The following is an 18,932-nucleotide window of genomic DNA, read 5'->3' on the forward strand; positions in this document are numbered from 1 at the left end:
GCCGCTCGGTCTTAACGCACCGTTTGTGGACGCGTTCCAGACGCACCACAAACTCGCCAAACATCCCTGTTTGGCGTGCTAACCTCACTCTGTTGTCGGCACATTCTGACGCCGGAATAAAACAGACAACATAACCTTGGGTATTTTATGTGAATTGCTTTTTTGTTAAAAAACAATGAAATTACATCCAAAAAGTGGTCAGGAAAGGTATTGATTTTATTGAAGTTTTTATTTTGCTGTTTTTAAGATAAATCAATCACTTACACAACCTAAGCAAAGCGCCGGCAACTAACAAATCAACAAAACCAAGAATAGCGCCCCAATAACAGCAAGTTAACCGCTCCAAACCCTTTTTTTAACGATAATTTAAAATTAAATAAAATCAATAAATTATAAAACACCTCAAAAAAAGGGTTTTCAAAGATGAAATTGTTGTTTATCTTTATACAGCAAGATTTATCAAATCTTAAGCTCTACCTTAACGCCGTGTAGGCGGTTTAGAAATGCAAGAATAGCCGTTTCAGCATTTAAATATTCCTTAACGCCGTGTAGGCGGTTTAGAAAGTCTAAAAAGTTGACTGATTCTGGCCATATTTCCTTAACGCCGTATAGGCGGTTTAGAAATTGTGCTGTCGTATTGTCCAAATTAGAAAAATCCTTAACGCCGTATAGGCGTTTAATTCAAATAAAATCAACAATATAATTATAAAAACACAACAATCTTCCCAAAAACGATGGTTATGTTATTTGTCTTATTCCGGCGTCAGAATGTGCCGACAACAGAGCGAGGTTAGCACGCCAAACAGGGATGTTTGGCGAGTTTGTGGTGCGCTTGGAGCGCGTCCACAAACGGTGCGTTAAGACCGAGCGCCGGCGTCGGACAAATTTGTCTGGAACAAATTTGAACATCTGAGCACAGCGAAGATGGCCTCGTAGAGGCGAGTATCAGGATGATACGAGTAGTGCCGCAGGCCACATTCTGCAGCCAAAGCGTGGGTTGTCAGGGAATTCGCTTTAATTCCCTGACTCGGACGTGGTCACGATAGCTATTTTGTTCCCCAAGGTCAAAACGTCCGAAACCACCACACCCAATCTATCCTATTCACCAAAACAAAAAGGCCTGATTTTCCGCCCAAAAATCGGTCAGGAAAGGTATTGATTTTATTGAAGTTTTTCTGGATGTTTTTTATAAAAAAACAATTCATTATTTTATTCTTCTTATTCCGACTGAACAACCAAAGCGCAAATCATCAGGGAATCGTCAATTCCCTGACTTAAACACACTCTCTATTGCTATTTTGAACACCAAAACCACAAACATCCCCCCCCCACACTTAATGCATGTTTAAGTATATTTCTTAAATTATTCAATATATGATATAGCAAAATAACCAATATAAAACAGAACAATGAGTAACGAAATCGAATTAAAGTTTGAAATCAATACCAGCGATATTGCTAGTTTTAAATCTTTTTTAGATCAATGGTCAGATTGTGACGAAGCCGAGTTTTCGGCAATATCATCAACAAAACGAAGTTTTACAAAGCTAAATTTAACCAATACTTATTATGATACCAACGATCATTATTTACGTAATCATGGTTGTGGACTTCGCGTAAGAGGGAGTGATGATGGTTTAGTGAAACGTTTTGAAATCACATTAAAACGTGACAAAAAATCGATTGCGGGGTTGCATGAGCGTGCAGAATTTAATGTTGATTTACCTGATTCTGTCCCCGATTTAACCGTATTACCTTGCCATGCATTACCAAATGGCTGTGATGTTGCTTTGCTACAACGGGATTTACAACCTCTCTTTACCACCGATTTTGAACGGCAAGCGTGGTTAATTTCGTTTGCTAATAGCGAAATTGAAGTTGCGTTAGATCAAGGGCAAATTAGCTCAAATAATCAGTCTATCCCCATTAAAGAAGTTGAACTGGAAATCAAACAAGGTAATAAACAAGATTTACTCAATTTTGCTATTGAGCTAACTCGATTTAATTTGCATCTATTTTCACAAAGTAAAGCTTCTAGAGGTTATCGATTACTGAACAATCTGGCACCTAAAAAATGCGTTTATGCGCTTTCAAGCCAATGTGATTTATCTGAGTTGCTCGAGTTTTGGCAACAAAACGAGGAATATGCGTTAGAAGTGGATGATTTAGCATACTACCTGCAAACCTTAAATCAGGTAAATGATCAGTTAACCAATAAACCACTATCTCACGAACCGGAATTTGCCCAATGGCAAACGGCATTATTATCTGTTAATTCAATAAAAGCGTTTGCTTTTAGTGAGATAAATACCAAATTAAAATTGATGCTGATAGCCAGTATGCATTATTTGTAGGAATAACTATATCAGTAGCAAAAGTCATTTATAATATAACTTTGTTGCGCTGATGCTATTTTGAGTACTAATTTCTAAGAGAGCTTGCCTATGTCAGAATTTAACTCGTCGTTTTCTTCTTTGTTTGAACAACAAAAGCAAAAAGTTACCACTCAACTTCAACAATGCAATCTAGCTCAAGTGCAAGCTCACCTTGATGTTTTGGTGCAGAGTGATTTTTTGGTTGATGCTTTTAACCGATTCCCTAACTGGTTTGCTGACATAGTACAAAATCCACCGCAAGCAGATGAAAGGCTATTTTATCAATCTTGGTTAGATGCGCAATTGGCAGATGTGACCGATGAAGCTATTTTTATGAAAAAACTGCGGTTATTTCGACATTTTATGCTGGTGCGCCTTGCGTGGTCACAATTGGCTAGAATAAGCAATGATGAGCAGATTTTATTGCAATTGACCGAATTGGCCGAAGTGCTCATTGTCACCGCGCGTAATTGGTTGTACGAACTTAGTTGCAAAGAGTGGGGAACACCTTGCAATGCTCAAGGCCAAGCGCAACCTTTATTGATTTTAGGTATGGGGAAATTAGGTGGCGGAGAGCTGAACTTTTCGTCCGATATTGACTTGATTTTTACTTATCCCGAGCATGGGCAAACCCAAGGCGGTCGGCGGGAGCTTGATAATGCTGTCTTTTTTACTCGATTAGGTCAACGCTTAATTAAATCGCTCGATCAGATCACTGAAGATGGCTTTGTCTATCGTGTTGATATGCGCTTGCGTCCGCTTGGCGATGGTGGGCCTTTGGTGCTTAGCTTTTCTGCCATGGAGGATTATTATCAAGAGCAAGGGCGAGATTGGGAACGTTATGCCATGGTTAAAGCAAAAGTACTTGGTGATCAGAGCGCCCCTTATGTATGCGAACTGTATCAAATGCTGAAGCCTTTTGTTTATCGGCGCTATATTGACTTTAGTGTTTTACAATCATTGCGTAATATGAAAAGTATGATTGAACGTGAAGTGCGTCGCCGTGGTTTAAAAAGTAATATCAAGCTTGGCGCAGGTGGCATTCGTGAAATAGAGTTTATTGTACAGGTGTTTCAACTTATTCGCGGTGGGCGAGTGGTTAGGTTACAAACTCGTTCGCTATTAAATGCCCTTCATGTGATTGAACAAGAAGGACTACTTGAATCGAACGAAGTATCATTGTTACGAGAAAATTATCTATTTTTGCGCCGTTGTGAAAATCTTCTACAAGCCATTGCCGACGAACAGACTCAAACATTACCAGACGATGCACTTGATCAAATTCGCTTAGCTACCAGTATGGGGTTTGGCAATTGGCATGATTTTGAAAAAGATTTATCTGGACGGATGGAATATAATCGCCAAATTTTTAATGAACTTATTGGCGAAAACGAATCAGAATCTACCTCAACCACCAAGCCTTATAACGATCAATTTGACGATCTTTGGGTGCCTGATCTTCAAATAAGCGATGTTAGTGCAATATTACCTACCTATTCAGAAACAGAAGTTGCGCAGATCTACCAAATGTTAGTGCAATTTCGTGATGATATAGGTAAACGTACCATTGGCGTACGGGGGCGTGAAATCCTCGATCAGTTGATGCCACGTTTGTTAGAATCCGTCTGTAGCGAAAAGCAAGCAACAATGGTGCTAGCAAGGATTTTGCCATTGCTAGTGAATATTGTAAGTCGTACCACTTATTTAGAGCTGTTACTTGAATATTCAACCGCTTTAAAGCAATTAATTCGCCTATGTAGCGCATCACCAATGATTAGCGATCAACTTGCTCATTATCCTATATTGTTAGATGAGCTTATTGATATCAATTCGCTGTACCAAACCGTTGCACCTAATGAGTATAAAAGTCAGCTTTATCAGTATTTATTACGTATTCAGTTGGATGATGAGGAGCAACAGCTTGAAGCATTACGTCAATTTAAGCAGATGCAATTACTGCATATCGCCGCCGCCGATGTTGAGAATGTGTTAACCACCATGAAAGTTAGCGATCACCTAACTTATGTGGCTGAATCCTTATTAGATTTTGTGGTACAAATGGCTTGGAATCAAATGGTTGCTCGTTATGGAAGACCAGAATATTTGGCAGATAATGATAAAGGACTAGTTGTGGTTGCCTATGGTAAATTAGGTGGCTGGGAATTGGGTTATGGTTCGGACCTTGATTTAGTCTTTTTACATAATTGCCCAGCTAATAGCGTGACCAATGGTGATAAGCAGATCGACAGTCGTCAATTTTATTTACGCCTTGTGCAACGTATCATCCATCTATTTAATGTGCGTACTAGCTTTGGTATTTTATATGAAGTTGATGTTAGACTTCGTCCTCAAGGCGATGCAGGGCTTCTTGCTTGTAGTTTAGATTCGTTTGAAGATTACCAAATGAATGAAGCTTGGACATGGGAACATCAAGCCTTAGTACGTGCTCGAGCTGTATATGGTGAAGGTGAATTAATCAAACGCTTTAACCAAATTCGGCATAATGTACTTTGTAAAAAGCGTGATGAAGTTGTATTAAAAAAAGAAGTGCGTGAAATGCGTGAAAAAATGAGAGTACATTTAGGTAGCACTCAAAACAATTTATTTAACTTAAAAATTGATGAGGGCGGTATTGGTGATATTGAATTTTTATCGCAATATCTGGTGCTTAATTATGCTTATCAATATCCTAAGATGACAACATGGAGCGATAATGTTCGTATTTTAGAACTCGCGGCAAATTACCAAATTATGGATAACGAAGAAGCCCAGCAGTTAACTAAAGCTTATATTGATATGCGTAACGAAATCCATCAATTAGCACTGCAAGTTTTACCGAGTACGGTTGAGAGCTCGTGTTTTAAACAAGAAAGGCATATTGTTAACCAGAGCTGGAAAAAGTGGCTAGCCTGATATTTGGTGTTAGCAGCTTAATTTGGCAAAAAATCTTGTTTTAATTTTTGGAGTTTAAAACTAAATGACAACGATCAAAGATATAGCTAAACAGGCAGGTGTATCACATGGTACGGTTTCAAATGTACTTAATGGTCGTGGAAATGTTAGTGTTAAAAAAATTAAACTAGTGGAAGATGCAGCTAAAAAGTTAGGGTATCACCTTAATTTACAAGCAAAAATACTAAAAGAAGGTGCGGCAAAGACGATTTCGGTTGTTTTGCCTAATATCTCATCTCAACAATATGCTAATCTTTATGATGGATTATTTCATGATTTAAATCAGCTTGGTTATGAACTAACGTTATACCTAACTTATGATTCCAGAGAGCTAGAACAAAAACTTATTGAACAGATAGCTGTTAAGCGCGATTATGCAGTGATAGCCGTTAGTTCTTTAGACAATGCCGATAGTTATTACCAAAAAATAAAAATAGCTAAAGAAAAAATTATTTTTGTTTATCGCCAACCTGAATCGGCTGTGCAATTTATTACGTTGGATTATGAGAAGGCTGGCGCTGATATTGCTAGTGAGATAATGAAACATGATTATAAACGTATTGGTTTACTGAGTAATTCTGAACACCATACTCATGCACAATCTTTTAAAAAAGGTCTGCAAAAGGCCTTTAATGTACAACATTATCCTATTGAATTAAAAAGTATTGAATCAATTCCGTCAAATACTACTTATAATTTGTCTTTCAGTTTTTTTACAAAAGAATCTGAACCTTTTGATGCACTTATTACCATGGATATTGAGCGTGCTCGTTATTTACGGAACGCTAGTTATTTTGGTAGCTTGCAACTTTGTCCGCCTATTTATACGCTTACTGATGATAGTTTTTTTTATGAAAACAATTTTTATCAATATCATATGAATTATGGTATGTTAAGTCAGCAAATCATTAGCTTAATCAAAGGAGAGCCAGTTTATAAATTAGATAATAAAGGCTTTTTTTTATTGTCTGATCAGATTGCTAATACCAAATTTAATAGCAATGAGCAAATCAATGTATTAATTATACCTAGTCCATCAACGGAGGCTTTAAAAAAGTTACTTCCACATTTTGAAAAAATGAGCGGAATAAAAGTTAATTTAATTATCGAACCGTTTGATAAAATTTATCATATCCTTAATGAGCTTGAACAATATAAACAATTTGATATTATTCGTATTGATATGGCAGGATTACCTTGGTTTGCCCCAAAGGTATTTAAACCATTATCTGATTTAAATCTTAACTTAACTAATTTATTCAGTCGCTATTTACCTGAAATTGTTAAACGATATAGTTATGTGAATAATACGGCTTATGCACTGCCTTTTGATCCCAGCGTACAGATGTTATTTTATCGTAAAGATCTGTTTGAAGATCCCTTAATTAAACGATCCTATTTTGAAAAATATCGTCAACATTTAGGTGTACCCGTTGATTTTAAACAATTTAATCAAATTGCTAGCTTTTTTAACCAAGCACAAAATCCTGAATCACCAATAGAATTTGGTAGTTGCATAACCTTAGGTAATGACGAAATTATTGCATCTGAATTTCTAGTACGTTATTACGCTCAGGGAGGTGAGCTATTTAGCAACCAACAATTAGGTTTGGATTGTCCAATAGCTATTGAAACATTGACGCAATTACAGTCTTTTATGCAGATTGCAAACAAAGTAGATACGGCATGGTGGCAAGAGTCAGTTAATCAATTTGAGCAAGGTCGATTGGCTATGATAATGGTCTATGTTAACTTATTCAGTTATATCAACCATCGAAATATTTTGCCATTAGTGGGGTATGCTCAAGTGCCTGGTAATAGCCCATTATTTGGTGGTGGCTCATTAGGTATTTCAAAATATAGTAAAAAAACAGTTTCGGCGTCACTATTTTTTGATTGGATTTATTCTAAAGAAATCAGTGAGCAAATTGCATTATTAGGCGGTACAACCGCACAAAATAGTATTCTTCAAAACCAACGTATTATAAAAGGTTATCCTTGGTTGAAATTAGCACAATTACAGTATGCCAATGGAAAACGAGAAAACTATATAGGTAATCAAGCTATTAATTTAAGGCATATTGAACATATTATTGGTCGTTATTTATCAAAGTGGATTAAAGGACAATATAGTTCAGAGCAGGTTATTTTAAAAATTAACTCTCATATAAAAAAAGAATACTGCTAATAACGTTAATATTATTAGCAGTATGGTGTTTGTTATATCAATATTTACTTTATTTATTGTGTTTTAATTATGAAATGGTTTTAGAGGTCGTAATAATATCTTTATCTCTAAAGAAAAACCAAAAACCAACAGCAACGACAGCGGCTACAGCAGCCGGATAGATCCAAAACTCTTGCCATTGTGGACCTGCATTTGGTAAGGTTTTTGCTGTAACTACTCGGTTATTGATAAATCCGCATACTGATGCCGCCATAAATAGACCAAATCCATTGGATATAATAAGACGTAAACCTTGAGCTTGAGCTTTAATTTCAGGACCTGCTTTTTTATCGACATAAATATCTCCTGCGGTAAAAAAGAAGTCCCAGCAAGCTCCTTGTAACAATAAAGCACCAATAACATAAAAGAGCGTACTACTATCAGTAGTCGCAGCGAGAGATAACATTAAACTACGAATTACCCAGCAAATGGCACCGAACAAAATAATCTTTTTAAAACCAAAGTGTCCCAATAAGAACGATAAAAGGAACATAAATAAAACTTCGGTAGCGATAGCAATTTGCATCATTGATGCTGGTTCAAGACCAAGTACTGGTAAATATACCGGCAAGTAAGCACTATAAGCAGTTTTTGTTATCATCAATATAAAGGTTGATAACATAAAGATGGTGAAATATTTATCTTTAAATAATGATAATGCATCTAAACACAGTGCATCGCGGATTGAAAATTTCTTATTTTTGCTTGTTGGTGGCGTGTTTGGTAGGGTAAAGCAATAAACACCGTATACGATCGAAGCTACCGCTGCAAGTAAAAATGAGTTAATTGATTTTGAAAAACCAGTATAGCCAAGAATAAAACCGACAACCATAAAACCAATGGTGCCAAACACACGAATGATCGGGAACCAACGTACACCATCAATATGCCTAAAACTGACACTATTGGCTAACGCCGTAGTTGGGTAAAAGAGTAATCCAACAATAAAGATCATAATTAAAAAGCCAACAGTATTGCTACTTTCAACAAAAGTAGGAATTAAAAATAGTACACCTGCATTAATAATGTGTAGTATCCCCATCATCTTCTGTGAGGCAATAAATCGATCTGCAATCATACCAATAAATAGTGGTGAAATAATGGTTGCAATTCCTAATACAGAATAAGTTGAACCAACGATCTCTTTTAACTCATAAGCGGCAAGTACCGCACCAATAACCATATTCCATGCACCTTGCACAAAATATTGTAAAAACATCATTATCAGTAAACGAGGTATTTTGAACATAGTAAGTTCCCTATTAAATTATTTTTATTAAGCCGTCGTAAGCAACTTCAATATTGTAAGGTTTAAAAATCTCAACTAATTCATCGTGCATAAAGCCACTGCTGTGAGAGTGATGAGAAGTGATGAGTTGCGTACTACTATGAAAAATGCCTTCATCAAGCATTCGTTTTTGTGCCGATATTACTGATTCAATACTCATATGATTATTAGTACGATCATTTTGTTTATATCCATAAGTACACTCAAAAATCGCTAAATCGATTTTTTTACCACTATTTTTTAGCCATTGCCAAGTTAGTTCAGGGAAATATCCCGAATCATGACCGTGAAGTATGGTTTTGCCGTCTTTTTCAATTAAATAGATATAGCAAAATTCCCATTTAGCATGATTAGCCAGTAGTGGTGTAACTGTATATCCGGCCGATGTTATAACAGATTGATATGGCACTAATAAGTTGAACACAAAACGTTCATGGCTATATCCTGGTAATACATCTAAGCAACCATTGATTGCAATATCATTACCGTACACATAAAGTGGATGAGTGATATTAAATCCATAGTCCACCATACGGCTAAACAAATCCCCTACATTGAAGTGATCAGGGTGAGTATGAGTGAACAGCAGATCTTTTATTTTGGTGACATCAATATTTTCACGCATCACTTGATAGCTAAATTCTGGAGCAAAATCAATTTGCATTATGTCATCAATGACAACAGAACTACGCGTGCGTATGTTTTTTCCTTTTATAATGCGTGATTTTTCGCATATTTGGCATTTACAAAAAGGATTGGGAATACCTTCAGATGCAGCCGTTCCCAAAAATTGTAGTTTCACATTGTTCTCCTATAAGTTTAGTTTGCCATTATCGAGTTTTGTTTTTATCTATTTATTAAAATTGGAACGTTTCAATTTTATTTTACGATACATAATTCTACAATAAAAAAACGTGATTTTTTACTAATGCGTGAGCAAGATCATAAATTTTAGGGAGGAGGGAATATTATCGGTGAATTAAAAAAATTCACCGATAACTTTTGAGACTGGGTTGATTTTGAAAGTTATTTAGCGGAACAATAAACTTTATTGATTGGATTAGCTATTTTGCTTCTTTCCATAAAATCATATCTTGTTCTTCAAGCTCGGAAGCATCAAAGCCAACGGTTGGCGTCATATCTTCGCGGTCAAAAGCGATATCGCCACCATTAACGGCAAGATCACCTTTTTTAATCCCTTTGAAATCAAATAAATTGGTATCACACAGATGGGATAGGGTGATGTTTTGTGTTGCTCGGAACATGGTTTCAATGCGCCCGGGGAACTTTTTATCCCATTCATTGAGCATTTCTTTAATTACTTGTCTTTGTAAGTTGGGTTGTGAACCACAAAGATTACAAGGAATAATCGGAAATTGTTTAATTTCAGCATATTTGGCGATGTCTTTTTCTTTGCAATAAGCTAGTGGTCGGATAATGATATGTTCGCCTGAGTCATTCATTAGCTTCGGTGGCATTGCTTTGAGTTTACCGCCATAGAACATATTCAAAAACAGTGTTTCTAAAATATCATCACGATGATGTCCAAGGGCAATTTTTGTTGCACCAAGCTCGGTGGCTGTGCGGTACAATATTCCACGGCGTAAGCGAGAACAAAGCGAACAGGTTGTTTTACCTTCAGGTATTTTTTCTTTAACAATACCGTAAGTGTTTTCTTGAACAATTTTATACTCAATGCCTAATGATTGCAGGTACTGTGGCAATACATGTTCAGGAAACCCCGGTTGTTTTTGATCTAAATTAACGGCTATTAAATCGAAGTTTATTGGAGCACTGATTTTCAGGTTAATAAGAATATCAAGCAAAGTATAACTATCTTTACCGCCTGATAAGCAGACCATAATACGATCACCTGCTTCGATCATATTAAAGTCAGCAATTGCCTCGCCAGTTAAGCGACGCAATCGTTTGTGTAGTTTATTTTGATTATATATATTCATTACAGTTTTATTGGTTACTCGGCACGACTCATATAACGACGTTCAGCAATATGGATTTTAACTTTTTCGTGGTTATCAATATATTCAGGAACTTGAATAACAAGTCCGGTTGATAAGGTCGCTGGTTTAGTTCGCGCACTGGCTGAAGCACCTTTAATACTTGGCGATGTTTCAACAATTTCTAGATCAACTGTTTGTGGTAATTCCAAAGCAAGCACTTCACCATCCGCCATTAGCACCTGAATACCATTCATGCCACCTTCTGGAATAAACAGTAATTCATCTTCAATTTGCTCTTTTTTGAAGATATACGGGGTGTAATCTTCGTTATCCATAAACACATATTCATCGCCATCAATATACGAAAAACTAACAGGACGGCGTGATAGTTCAATCGTTTCGAGGATATCATCACCTTTAAAACGCTCTTCAACTTTTCCGCCATTTTTGACATCGGTAAAACGCATTTTATAAAGTGTACTTGCGCCACGAGCACTTGGACTTTGAACATCAATATCTTTAACTAGTAATAATTTACCATTATAAGTGACGGCATCGCCACGTTTTATTTCATTTGCTTTAGCCATAGTATTTATTCTTCACAATTAATAAAAGAGTTAAAAATTAGCTCGCTATTTTACCGCTAACTTGCTATTGTCACCATCAAAATTTATTCAAGCGCCTTAAATTAAAGAAAAACTATGGCAGATTTATTCAAATGCAGGCAAAACTGTGGTGCTTGTTGTATTGCACCATCGATTTCATCAATTATTCCCGGTATGCCTAAAGGGAAGCCGGCTGGTGTTGCTTGTATTCATTTAGATGATAATTATCAATGTAAATTATTTTTGCACCCATCAAGACCTGCAGTTTGTGGTCGATTGAAGCCCTGCTTCGAAATGTGTGGTAATAATCGAATACAAGCGTTAAATTATTTAACTCAATTAGAACAGCTAACTAAAGATTAAGTATTGCTTAAATTTAACAAAACAGTTCGATTATTAGAATTATTTATCTCGCACAGTATTTTTTTTGATAAACTCCCCCGCACTTCATTATTCAACGATAGATATCAATACTTTTTAAGTTTGATTGGTCGTTACATGTAGTTTTATAAGCATATTAATTTAGTGATTACTTTTATTATCAAACTTAATCTCTTTAGACAGAAGAAAATCATTATGAAAAACAAATTAAAACGAGATTTAAAAGCCCGCCATTTAGCCATGATAGCTATTGGTGGCTCGATCGGAACTGGGCTATTTGTTGCATCAGGGGCAACCGTTGCTCAGGCAGGTCCTGGAGGTGCATTGCTTTCGTATGCCATTATAGGTGTGATGGTATATTTTTTAATGACCAGCCTTGGTGAGCTAGCAGCTTATTTGCCTGTTTCAGGTACTTTTGCAACTTATGGTTCACGTTATGTCGATGAAGCCTTTGGTTTTGCCATTGGTTGGAACTATTGGTACAACTGGGCAATTACGGTTGCTGTAGACTTAGTTGCAGCTCAATTAGTTATCTCTTATTGGTTTGATGCAGGACCTTATAGTTGGTTATGGAGCTTATTATTTTTAAGCATCATCTTTTGCTTAAACTATATTTCAGTTAAAGGTTTTGGTGAAGCAGAATTTTGGTTTTCATTAATTAAAGTTGTTACGGTAATTGTTTTTATTATCGTTGGCTTATTAATGATTATTGGAATTTTTCAGGGGGCAGGAGGTGCAGGTTGGCAAAATTGGACAATTAAAGAAGCTCCTTTTGCTGGTGGATTTTCAGCAATGATTGGTGTGGCGATGGTGGTTGGATTTTCATTCCAAGGCACGGAACTTATTGGTATTGCCGCTGGTGAATCAAAAGATCCAGAAAAAAACATACCTAAAGCTATGCGCCAAGTGTTTTGGCGAATACTACTGTTTTATATCCTTGCGATTTTTGTTATCAGCATGATTATTCCTTATACCGATCCTAACTTGTTGCGTAATAACGAAACCGACATTAGCGTAAGCCCGTTTACCCTAGTATTCAAGAATGCGGGATTATTATCTGCGGCGGCATTTATGAATGCAGTGATTTTAACATCGGTATTATCAGCCGGTAACTCAGGGCTCTATGCTTCAACGCGTATGCTTTATGCTCTTGCCAAAGAAGGTAAAGCGCCTAAAATCTTTGCAAAATTATCATCGTCAGGTGTGCCTCGTGCTGCGTTGTTAGCAACAACATTTGTGGCCATGCTTTGTTTCTTAACCTCAATGTACAAAGATCAAGCTGTTTATTTATGGTTACTTAATATGTCAGGTATGACAGGCTTTATTGCTTGGCTAGGTATTGCAATTAGCCATTATCGTTTTAGAAAGGGTTACTTTATTCAAGGTAATGATGTTGATCAATTACCATATAAATCAAGCTGTTTCCCATTTGGTCCCATTTTCGCTTTTGTCTTATGCTTAATTATTACGCTTGGTCAAAATTACGAAGCTTTCTTGCAAGATACCATTGATTGGAATGGTGTTATCGCGACCTATATTGGTATCCCATTATTTTTAATGATTTACTTTGGCTACAAGATAGTTAAAAAGACAAAATGGGTTAAATATGAACAGATGGATTTTTCTAGAGAAGATTAATTCGCTAGTTTAGTTCCGATTCTTCACTTTTCCGTCGACAAATGTCGACGGATTTTTTTATTAAAAAAGAGAGAAATAAACTGTTATAGTTTTAAATAGTTTATTTTGATAACGATATTAGCGACTACGGAAGATGATACGTGCTTTAGACAGATCATAAGGGGTCATTTCAACAGTAACTTTGTCGCCAGTTAAAATACGAATATAGTTTTTTCGCATCTTACCAGAAATATGTGCAGTAACGACATGACCATTTTCAAGTTCAACACGAAACATCGTGTTTGGAAGTGTATCAAGTATAGTACCTTGCATTTCAATGTTATCTTCTTTTGCCATTGGGGCCTCTTAATAATAAATACAAATTAAATATACTCAACTGGTTTATCATGCTGCCATACTTAAGGCAGTAGTAAAACAAGAATCTGATGCTTTAATGCCATCTTATTCGTGTTTTATTTTATGATTTAGTAAAGTTAAGTATAAACACAAAAAAACTGAATTCAAAATATATAAACACAGCGGCGAAATAATGCCGAAAAAACTGCCAGATGTAAAGCCCTTTATATTATTTCTTTGCGTTATAAAGCCCTTGCTGTTGAATATAATGCCACACTTTGGGCGGCAATAGATTTTCACAGCAGGCTTGATTGTTGATATTTTGCCTGATTTCAGTCGCTGAAATATCTTCAAGTGGGGTGTGCGCAAAAAAGATATGCCCTTGCGGTAAATCATGTAAATCTTGAACGTTTTGGGTTTGATGTTCATCTATCCATTGTTTTAGTTCAATATTATCAGTATGCTCAGCATAACCGGGCCTACGGCAAATTAGCAAGTGGCAGTAATTAAGTAATGTTTTCCATTTATGCCACGTTGGTAAACTCAATAATGAATCTTGACCCATGATAAATGCTAATCCTTCACTATCCCCATTTTCTTGTCGCCATGCTCGAAGCGTTTCGATGGTGTATGAAGGGCGGGTTGATGCTTTAGGTAAAAGCTCTCTTACATCTAATGCAAATAACGGCAAATCTTCAATAGCTAATTTTATCATCGCTAAACGTTGCTCAGTACTTGCTTCAGGTTGTGGTTTATGGGGGGGAATATGATTGGGCAATAAATTAATTTGCTTTAACCCCACTTCGCTAGCTAATGAAATAGCAGGGCGAAGGTGTCCATAATGGATCGGATCAAAAGTTCCCCCTAATAACGCAGTTAACATTTATCTAATCCCATAAACTGCATTGATAAACTAAACATGGCATCCCATATCCGTGCTTGATTATCATGTTTTAAGCTGATTTCGATTTCGGTCAGTTTTGCTAGTATGCTAAACAGACTTTTTAGATCGAAACGGTTTAGATAATTGATATAAATGGTTCTTTTGTTTTGCCAGACTTTGTACTCATCAAAGACTTGCTTTAGTGATTTTTGTTGTGAACCTTTTTTTAAATTAATCAGCAATATCAACTCACGTTGAATAATCCGCAATAAAAATAACGGTTCAAACTCATTCATCTTCAACTGTTGTAAAATATGAATAGCCCGTTTAGTTTTATTAGCAATCATTGCATCAGTCCAATGAAAGGGAGTAAATATAGCCGAATCGTTAATATTGCTTTCAACTTCATCATAAGAAATGTTTTGATCAGGATATAGCAACTTTAACTGTGCAATAATCTGTGTTAGTGCCAGCAAATTACCTTCATAATAATAACAAAGCAGTTCTATTGCTTTAGGCTCAATGGTCATTTGTTGCTGTTGCAAATGATTTTTAATCCATTGCGGTAAATGTAACGTGTCAGGTGTAACACAGTTAACAACCACAAGCTTATCTGATAGTGCCTTATACCAAGCGGCATTTTCTTGCGATTTTGTGATTTTATTAAGGCTAATTACCAGCGCAATATCGGTCGTTAAAACTTCGCTTAACGTATTGAGCTTGGCGGTGATACTAGCATTTAATGCACCCTCACCAAAATCAAGAAAAATCAAGGTTTGGCTAGAGAAAAGATTCATCGCTTGACAGCTATCTAAAATCGCGGTCCAGTCGGTTTGATTATCGATCACAAACGTTAGTTGCTCATCAAATCCAGCATGAATAAAGGATTTTCGTAACTCTGTTTGGACATAATGTTGTAAATAAGGATCACTACCTACAATCAAATAATAGGGTGATCCTAATTTATGGCTAATTTGATCGGCATTAATTTTTATCATGACAACGTTAATTTACCGCATCAATCGATTTTAATTTACGGATGACTTGCTTAGCGGCTTGCTTGAACATCTCATCTTCGATCAAATCTTGCTCGACTGTTTTTGCCAATGCTTCTGATGGATTATCAAAAAACGTTCTAAATACACGAACATTGATTGGATATATCTGTTGACCTGCAATAACTACTTGTGCTTCAACAGTTAACACTAATTGATATTCGGCTGCTTTACCATCTTGATAAATTGAAATGGTATTGCGGCTTAGATTTTCACTTAGCATTCTTAATGATGGCACCGAGTTTGTAGCATTATTAGCGGTTAATGTCACTTTATTGTCGAGCAATAATTCTTTAATATTACGAGACAATCGCCCATAAGGGTCATAGCTGGTATAAGACATTGTCTTAAACCTTGTTGGGACTTCTGTCTCATGCTGTAAGTGAAATCCACATCCTGTTAAGGATATCGCTAATAACATAAATAATGCTAAATACTTTTTCATATCTATAACCGCCTAAATTTAGTTATCAAACCATCTTAACCCACAACAAGATTTAATAATTTACCCGGCACGTAAATTACTTTACGGATAGTAACGTCGCTCAAGTATTTTTGAATATTAGGTTCTTGTTTAGCTTGCGACACAACAAAATCTTGATCGGCATCAGCTGGCACTGTAAATTTACCACGGACTTTACCGTTGATTTGCACAACAATAAGTTTTTCGTCCTCAATCATTGCTGATTGGTCAGCAACAGGCCAAGTTGTGTTATCAATCGATTCGCTATGACCTAAAGCTTGCCACATAACAAAACAAGCGTGTGGCATCATAGGGTAAAGCAAACGAATAATCGCATTTAATGCTTCACTCATGAGAGCACGATCTTGCTCGGTTTCTTGTGGTGCTTTTTGTAAGCGATTCATAAACTCCATCACAGCGGCAATAGCGGTGTTAAACGTTTGGCGACGTCCAATATCATCACTCACTTTCGCAATGGTTTTATGTAGCTCACGGCGTAATGATTTTTGTTCACTATCTAAGGTTGTAATATCAAGTTTAGCAGTTTGACCTTTTTGGGCATGTTCATAAACTAAACGCCATACACGTTTAATAAATCGGTTAGCACCTTCAACACCAGACTCTTGCCATTCCAATGTCATATCCGCTGGCGAAGCAAACATCATAAACAATCGAACAGTATCAGCACCATATTTTTCAACCATTTCTTGCGGGTCGATACCATTATTTTTGGATTTTGACATCTTTGTCATACCTGCATGGACTAGCTCATTGCCATGTTTGTCAACGGCTTTAGCAATGCGACCTTTTTCATCACGTTCAATAGTGACTTCGGTTGGTGAAACCCAAATGCGTTCATTGGTTGGGCTAGTGTAATAAAATGCATCGGCTAATACCATGCCTTGGCATAATAGACGTTTTGCCGGCTCATCGGACGAAACTAAACCAAAATCACGCATTAATTTATGGAAAAATCTAAAATAAAGTAAATGCATAATCGCATGTTCAATACCACCGACATATTGATCGACAGGCAACCAATAGTTAGCAGCTTTTTCGTCTAACATCCCTTTGTCATATTGTGGACAAGTATAACGGGCATAATACCAAGATGACTCCATAAAGGTGTCAAACGTATCGGTTTCACGCAGAGCAGGCTGGCCGTTCACCGTGGTTTTTGCCCAGTTAGGATCGGCCTTAATTGGACTAGTGATACCGTTCATTTCGACGTCTTCTGGCAAAATAACCGGTAACTGATCTTCTGGTGTTGGAATCGTTGTACCATCTTCAAGCGTCACCATTGGGATAGGCGCACCCCAATAACGTTGGCGCGAGACGCCCCAATCACGCAAACGATAATTGACTTTACGTTGACCAATACCTAACGCAATTAATTTATCGGCAACAGCATTAAACGCTTGATCAAAATCCAGACCATCAAACTCGCCAGAATTAAATAATTTGCCATGCTCAGTATATGCTTTTTCAGACAAGTCTGGCGCGTTGCCGTCTTGAGTTAATATAACAGGATTAATTGGTAAATTATATTTTGAGGCAAATTCATAATCGCGCTCATCGTGCCCCGGTACGGCCATGACGGCACCAGTGCCATATTCAATTAATACAAAGTTAGCAATCCAAACAGGGACTTTTTTTCCTGTTAATGGGTGGATAGCATAAAAGCCCGTTGCAATACCTTTCTTTTCCATGGTTGCCATATCGGCTTCGGCTGTTTTGGTATTTTTACATTCAGCAACAAATTCAGCAATTTTAGGATCGTTTTTTGCTGCTAATTGTGCAAGAGGATGCTCTGCCGCAACTGAGACAAAGCTCACCCCCATTAAAGTATCAGGGCGCGTTGTATAAACGCGTAATTTATCGGCATAATTTTCAACAGCAAAATCAAACTCCACCCCTTCAGAACGACCAATCCAGTTACGTTGCATAGTTTTAACTTGCTCTGGCCAGCTCTCTAAGGTATCTAAATCATTAAGTAGCTCTTCGGCATATTCGGTGATTTTAATAAACCACTGTGGGATCTCTTTACGTTCAACGGGTGTACTACAACGCCAACAGCAACCTTCAACCACTTGCTCATTAGCAAGTACGGTTTGGTCATTTGGACACCAGTTAACTGCGGATGTTTTTTTATAAACTAGACCTTTTTCGTATAACTTGGTAAAAAACCATTGTTCCCATTTATAATATTCTGGACGGCAAGTTGTTACTTCGCGATCCCAATCATAACCGAATCCTAAAAGCTGCAATTGCTTTTTCATATAGGCAATATTTTCGTATGTCCATTTTGCAGGTGCAGTATTATTTTTAACAGCAGCCCCTTCAGCAGGTAAGCCAAACGCATCCCAACCAATTGGTTGTAGTACATTTTTACCATTTAAACGTTGGTAACGTGAAATGGTATCACCAATGGTGTAATTGCGAACATGACCAAGATGCAAACGCCCAGACGGGTAAGGTAGCATCGATAAGCAGTAATATTTTTCTTTTGATGGATCTTCGGTAACGTGAAAGGTTTTATTTTCTTGCCAATGTTTTTGCACAGTGGCTTCGATTTCATCTGGGCGGTATTGTTCTTGCATGACGAGTTAATGTCCTATCTATTATTGCTAATAAAAATATGTTGCTAATTGTATTGGTTATTGACACGTTTTACAAACGATATGTGAATCAAGAGTTAGTTTAAAATATGGCTATAGAGTATGAGATAATAACTTTTGTATTCCACATATTGTTTTCTCTAATATCGA

General features: G+C 36.7%; 15 protein-coding genes. 5 read left to right on the top strand and 10 right to left on the bottom strand.

The features are described from left to right. Positions 1-459: 459 nt before the first annotated feature. Entirely contained in the window at positions 460-645 is a 186-nt protein-coding gene (locus GA0061081_RS07815; protein WP_091349399.1) for a hypothetical protein, read from the bottom strand. Positions 646-1,409: 764 nt separating this feature from the next. On the opposite strand from GA0061081_RS07815, the gene GA0061081_RS07820 reads away from it, so the two are divergent. The 3 genes from GA0061081_RS07820 (at position 1,410) to GA0061081_RS07830 (ending at position 7,515) form a co-directional block, all read left to right on the top strand. Next, complete coding sequence (locus GA0061081_RS07820; RefSeq protein WP_091349401.1) at positions 1,410-2,354, top strand: CYTH domain-containing protein; 945 nt, start codon at positions 1,410-1,412, stop codon at positions 2,352-2,354. Between the two features lie 90 nt (positions 2,355-2,444). After that, positions 2,445-5,288, top strand: a complete 2,844-nt coding sequence (glnE, locus tag GA0061081_RS07825) for a bifunctional [glutamate--ammonia ligase]-adenylyl-L-tyrosine phosphorylase/[glutamate--ammonia-ligase] adenylyltransferase (RefSeq protein ID WP_091349403.1) — start codon at positions 2,445-2,447, stop codon at positions 5,286-5,288. A 64-nt stretch (positions 5,289-5,352) separates the two neighbouring features. Continuing rightward, a complete protein-coding gene (locus GA0061081_RS07830) occupies positions 5,353-7,515 on the top strand; it encodes an extracellular solute-binding protein (protein WP_091349405.1) in 2,163 nt (720 codons plus the stop codon). A 67-nt stretch (positions 7,516-7,582) separates the two neighbouring features. On the opposite strand, the gene GA0061081_RS07835 is transcribed toward GA0061081_RS07830, so the two are convergent. The 4 genes from GA0061081_RS07835 to yeiP all read right to left on the bottom strand — a co-directional run bounded on the left by GA0061081_RS07835 (position 7,583) and on the right by yeiP (position 11,390). Continuing rightward, a complete protein-coding gene (locus GA0061081_RS07835; RefSeq protein ID WP_091349408.1) occupies positions 7,583-8,803 on the bottom strand; it encodes an MFS transporter in 1,221 nt (406 codons plus the stop codon). Positions 8,804-8,816: 13 nt separating this feature from the next. Further along, positions 8,817-9,644, bottom strand: a complete 828-nt coding sequence (locus GA0061081_RS07840; protein WP_091349410.1) for an MBL fold metallo-hydrolase — start codon at positions 9,642-9,644, stop codon at positions 8,817-8,819. A gap of 262 nt (positions 9,645-9,906) precedes the next feature. Further along, entirely contained in the window at positions 9,907-10,803 is an 897-nt protein-coding gene (gene ttcA, locus GA0061081_RS07845; RefSeq protein ID WP_091349412.1) for a tRNA 2-thiocytidine(32) synthetase TtcA, read from the bottom strand. Between the two features lie 14 nt (positions 10,804-10,817). Then, complete coding sequence (gene yeiP, locus GA0061081_RS07850; RefSeq protein ID WP_085246635.1) at positions 10,818-11,390, bottom strand: elongation factor P-like protein YeiP; 573 nt, start codon at positions 11,388-11,390, stop codon at positions 10,818-10,820. A 114-nt stretch (positions 11,391-11,504) separates the two neighbouring features. Between yeiP and GA0061081_RS07855 the strand changes: the two genes are divergently transcribed. After that, positions 11,505-11,771, top strand: a complete 267-nt coding sequence (locus GA0061081_RS07855) for a YkgJ family cysteine cluster protein (RefSeq protein WP_091349415.1) — start codon at positions 11,505-11,507, stop codon at positions 11,769-11,771. A gap of 207 nt (positions 11,772-11,978) precedes the next feature. Beyond that, positions 11,979-13,427, top strand: coding sequence for an amino acid permease (locus GA0061081_RS07860; protein WP_280642563.1), 1,449 nt, complete (start codon positions 11,979-11,981; stop codon positions 13,425-13,427). Positions 13,428-13,544: 117 nt separating this feature from the next. Here the strand turns inward: GA0061081_RS07860 and infA are convergent, their stop codons facing one another. From infA to leuS, 5 genes are all read right to left on the bottom strand, one after another. After that, positions 13,545-13,763 (bottom strand): translation initiation factor IF-1, encoded by a 219-nt coding sequence (infA, locus tag GA0061081_RS07865; RefSeq protein WP_025315083.1) that lies wholly within the window; start codon positions 13,761-13,763, stop codon positions 13,545-13,547. 229 nt (positions 13,764-13,992) lie between these two features. Continuing rightward, positions 13,993-14,646, bottom strand: coding sequence for a nicotinate-nucleotide adenylyltransferase (nadD, locus tag GA0061081_RS07870; protein WP_091349419.1), 654 nt, complete (start codon positions 14,644-14,646; stop codon positions 13,993-13,995). After that, entirely contained in the window at positions 14,640-15,644 is a 1,005-nt protein-coding gene (gene holA / locus GA0061081_RS07875; protein ID WP_091349421.1) for a DNA polymerase III subunit delta, read from the bottom strand. The genes nadD and holA overlap by 7 nt, the downstream gene beginning before the upstream one ends. Before the next feature lie 7 nt (positions 15,645-15,651). Next, a complete protein-coding gene (gene lptE / locus GA0061081_RS07880; protein WP_091349423.1) occupies positions 15,652-16,146 on the bottom strand; it encodes an LPS assembly lipoprotein LptE in 495 nt (164 codons plus the stop codon). A 35-nt stretch (positions 16,147-16,181) separates the two neighbouring features. After that, positions 16,182-18,764, bottom strand: coding sequence for a leucine--tRNA ligase (leuS, locus tag GA0061081_RS07885; protein WP_091349425.1), 2,583 nt, complete (start codon positions 18,762-18,764; stop codon positions 16,182-16,184). Positions 18,765-18,932: the final 168 nt, after the last annotated feature.

The sequence above is a fragment of the Gilliamella bombicola genome (assembly GCF_900094945.1).
GTDB lineage: Bacteria > Pseudomonadota > Gammaproteobacteria > Enterobacterales > Orbaceae > Gilliamella > Gilliamella bombicola.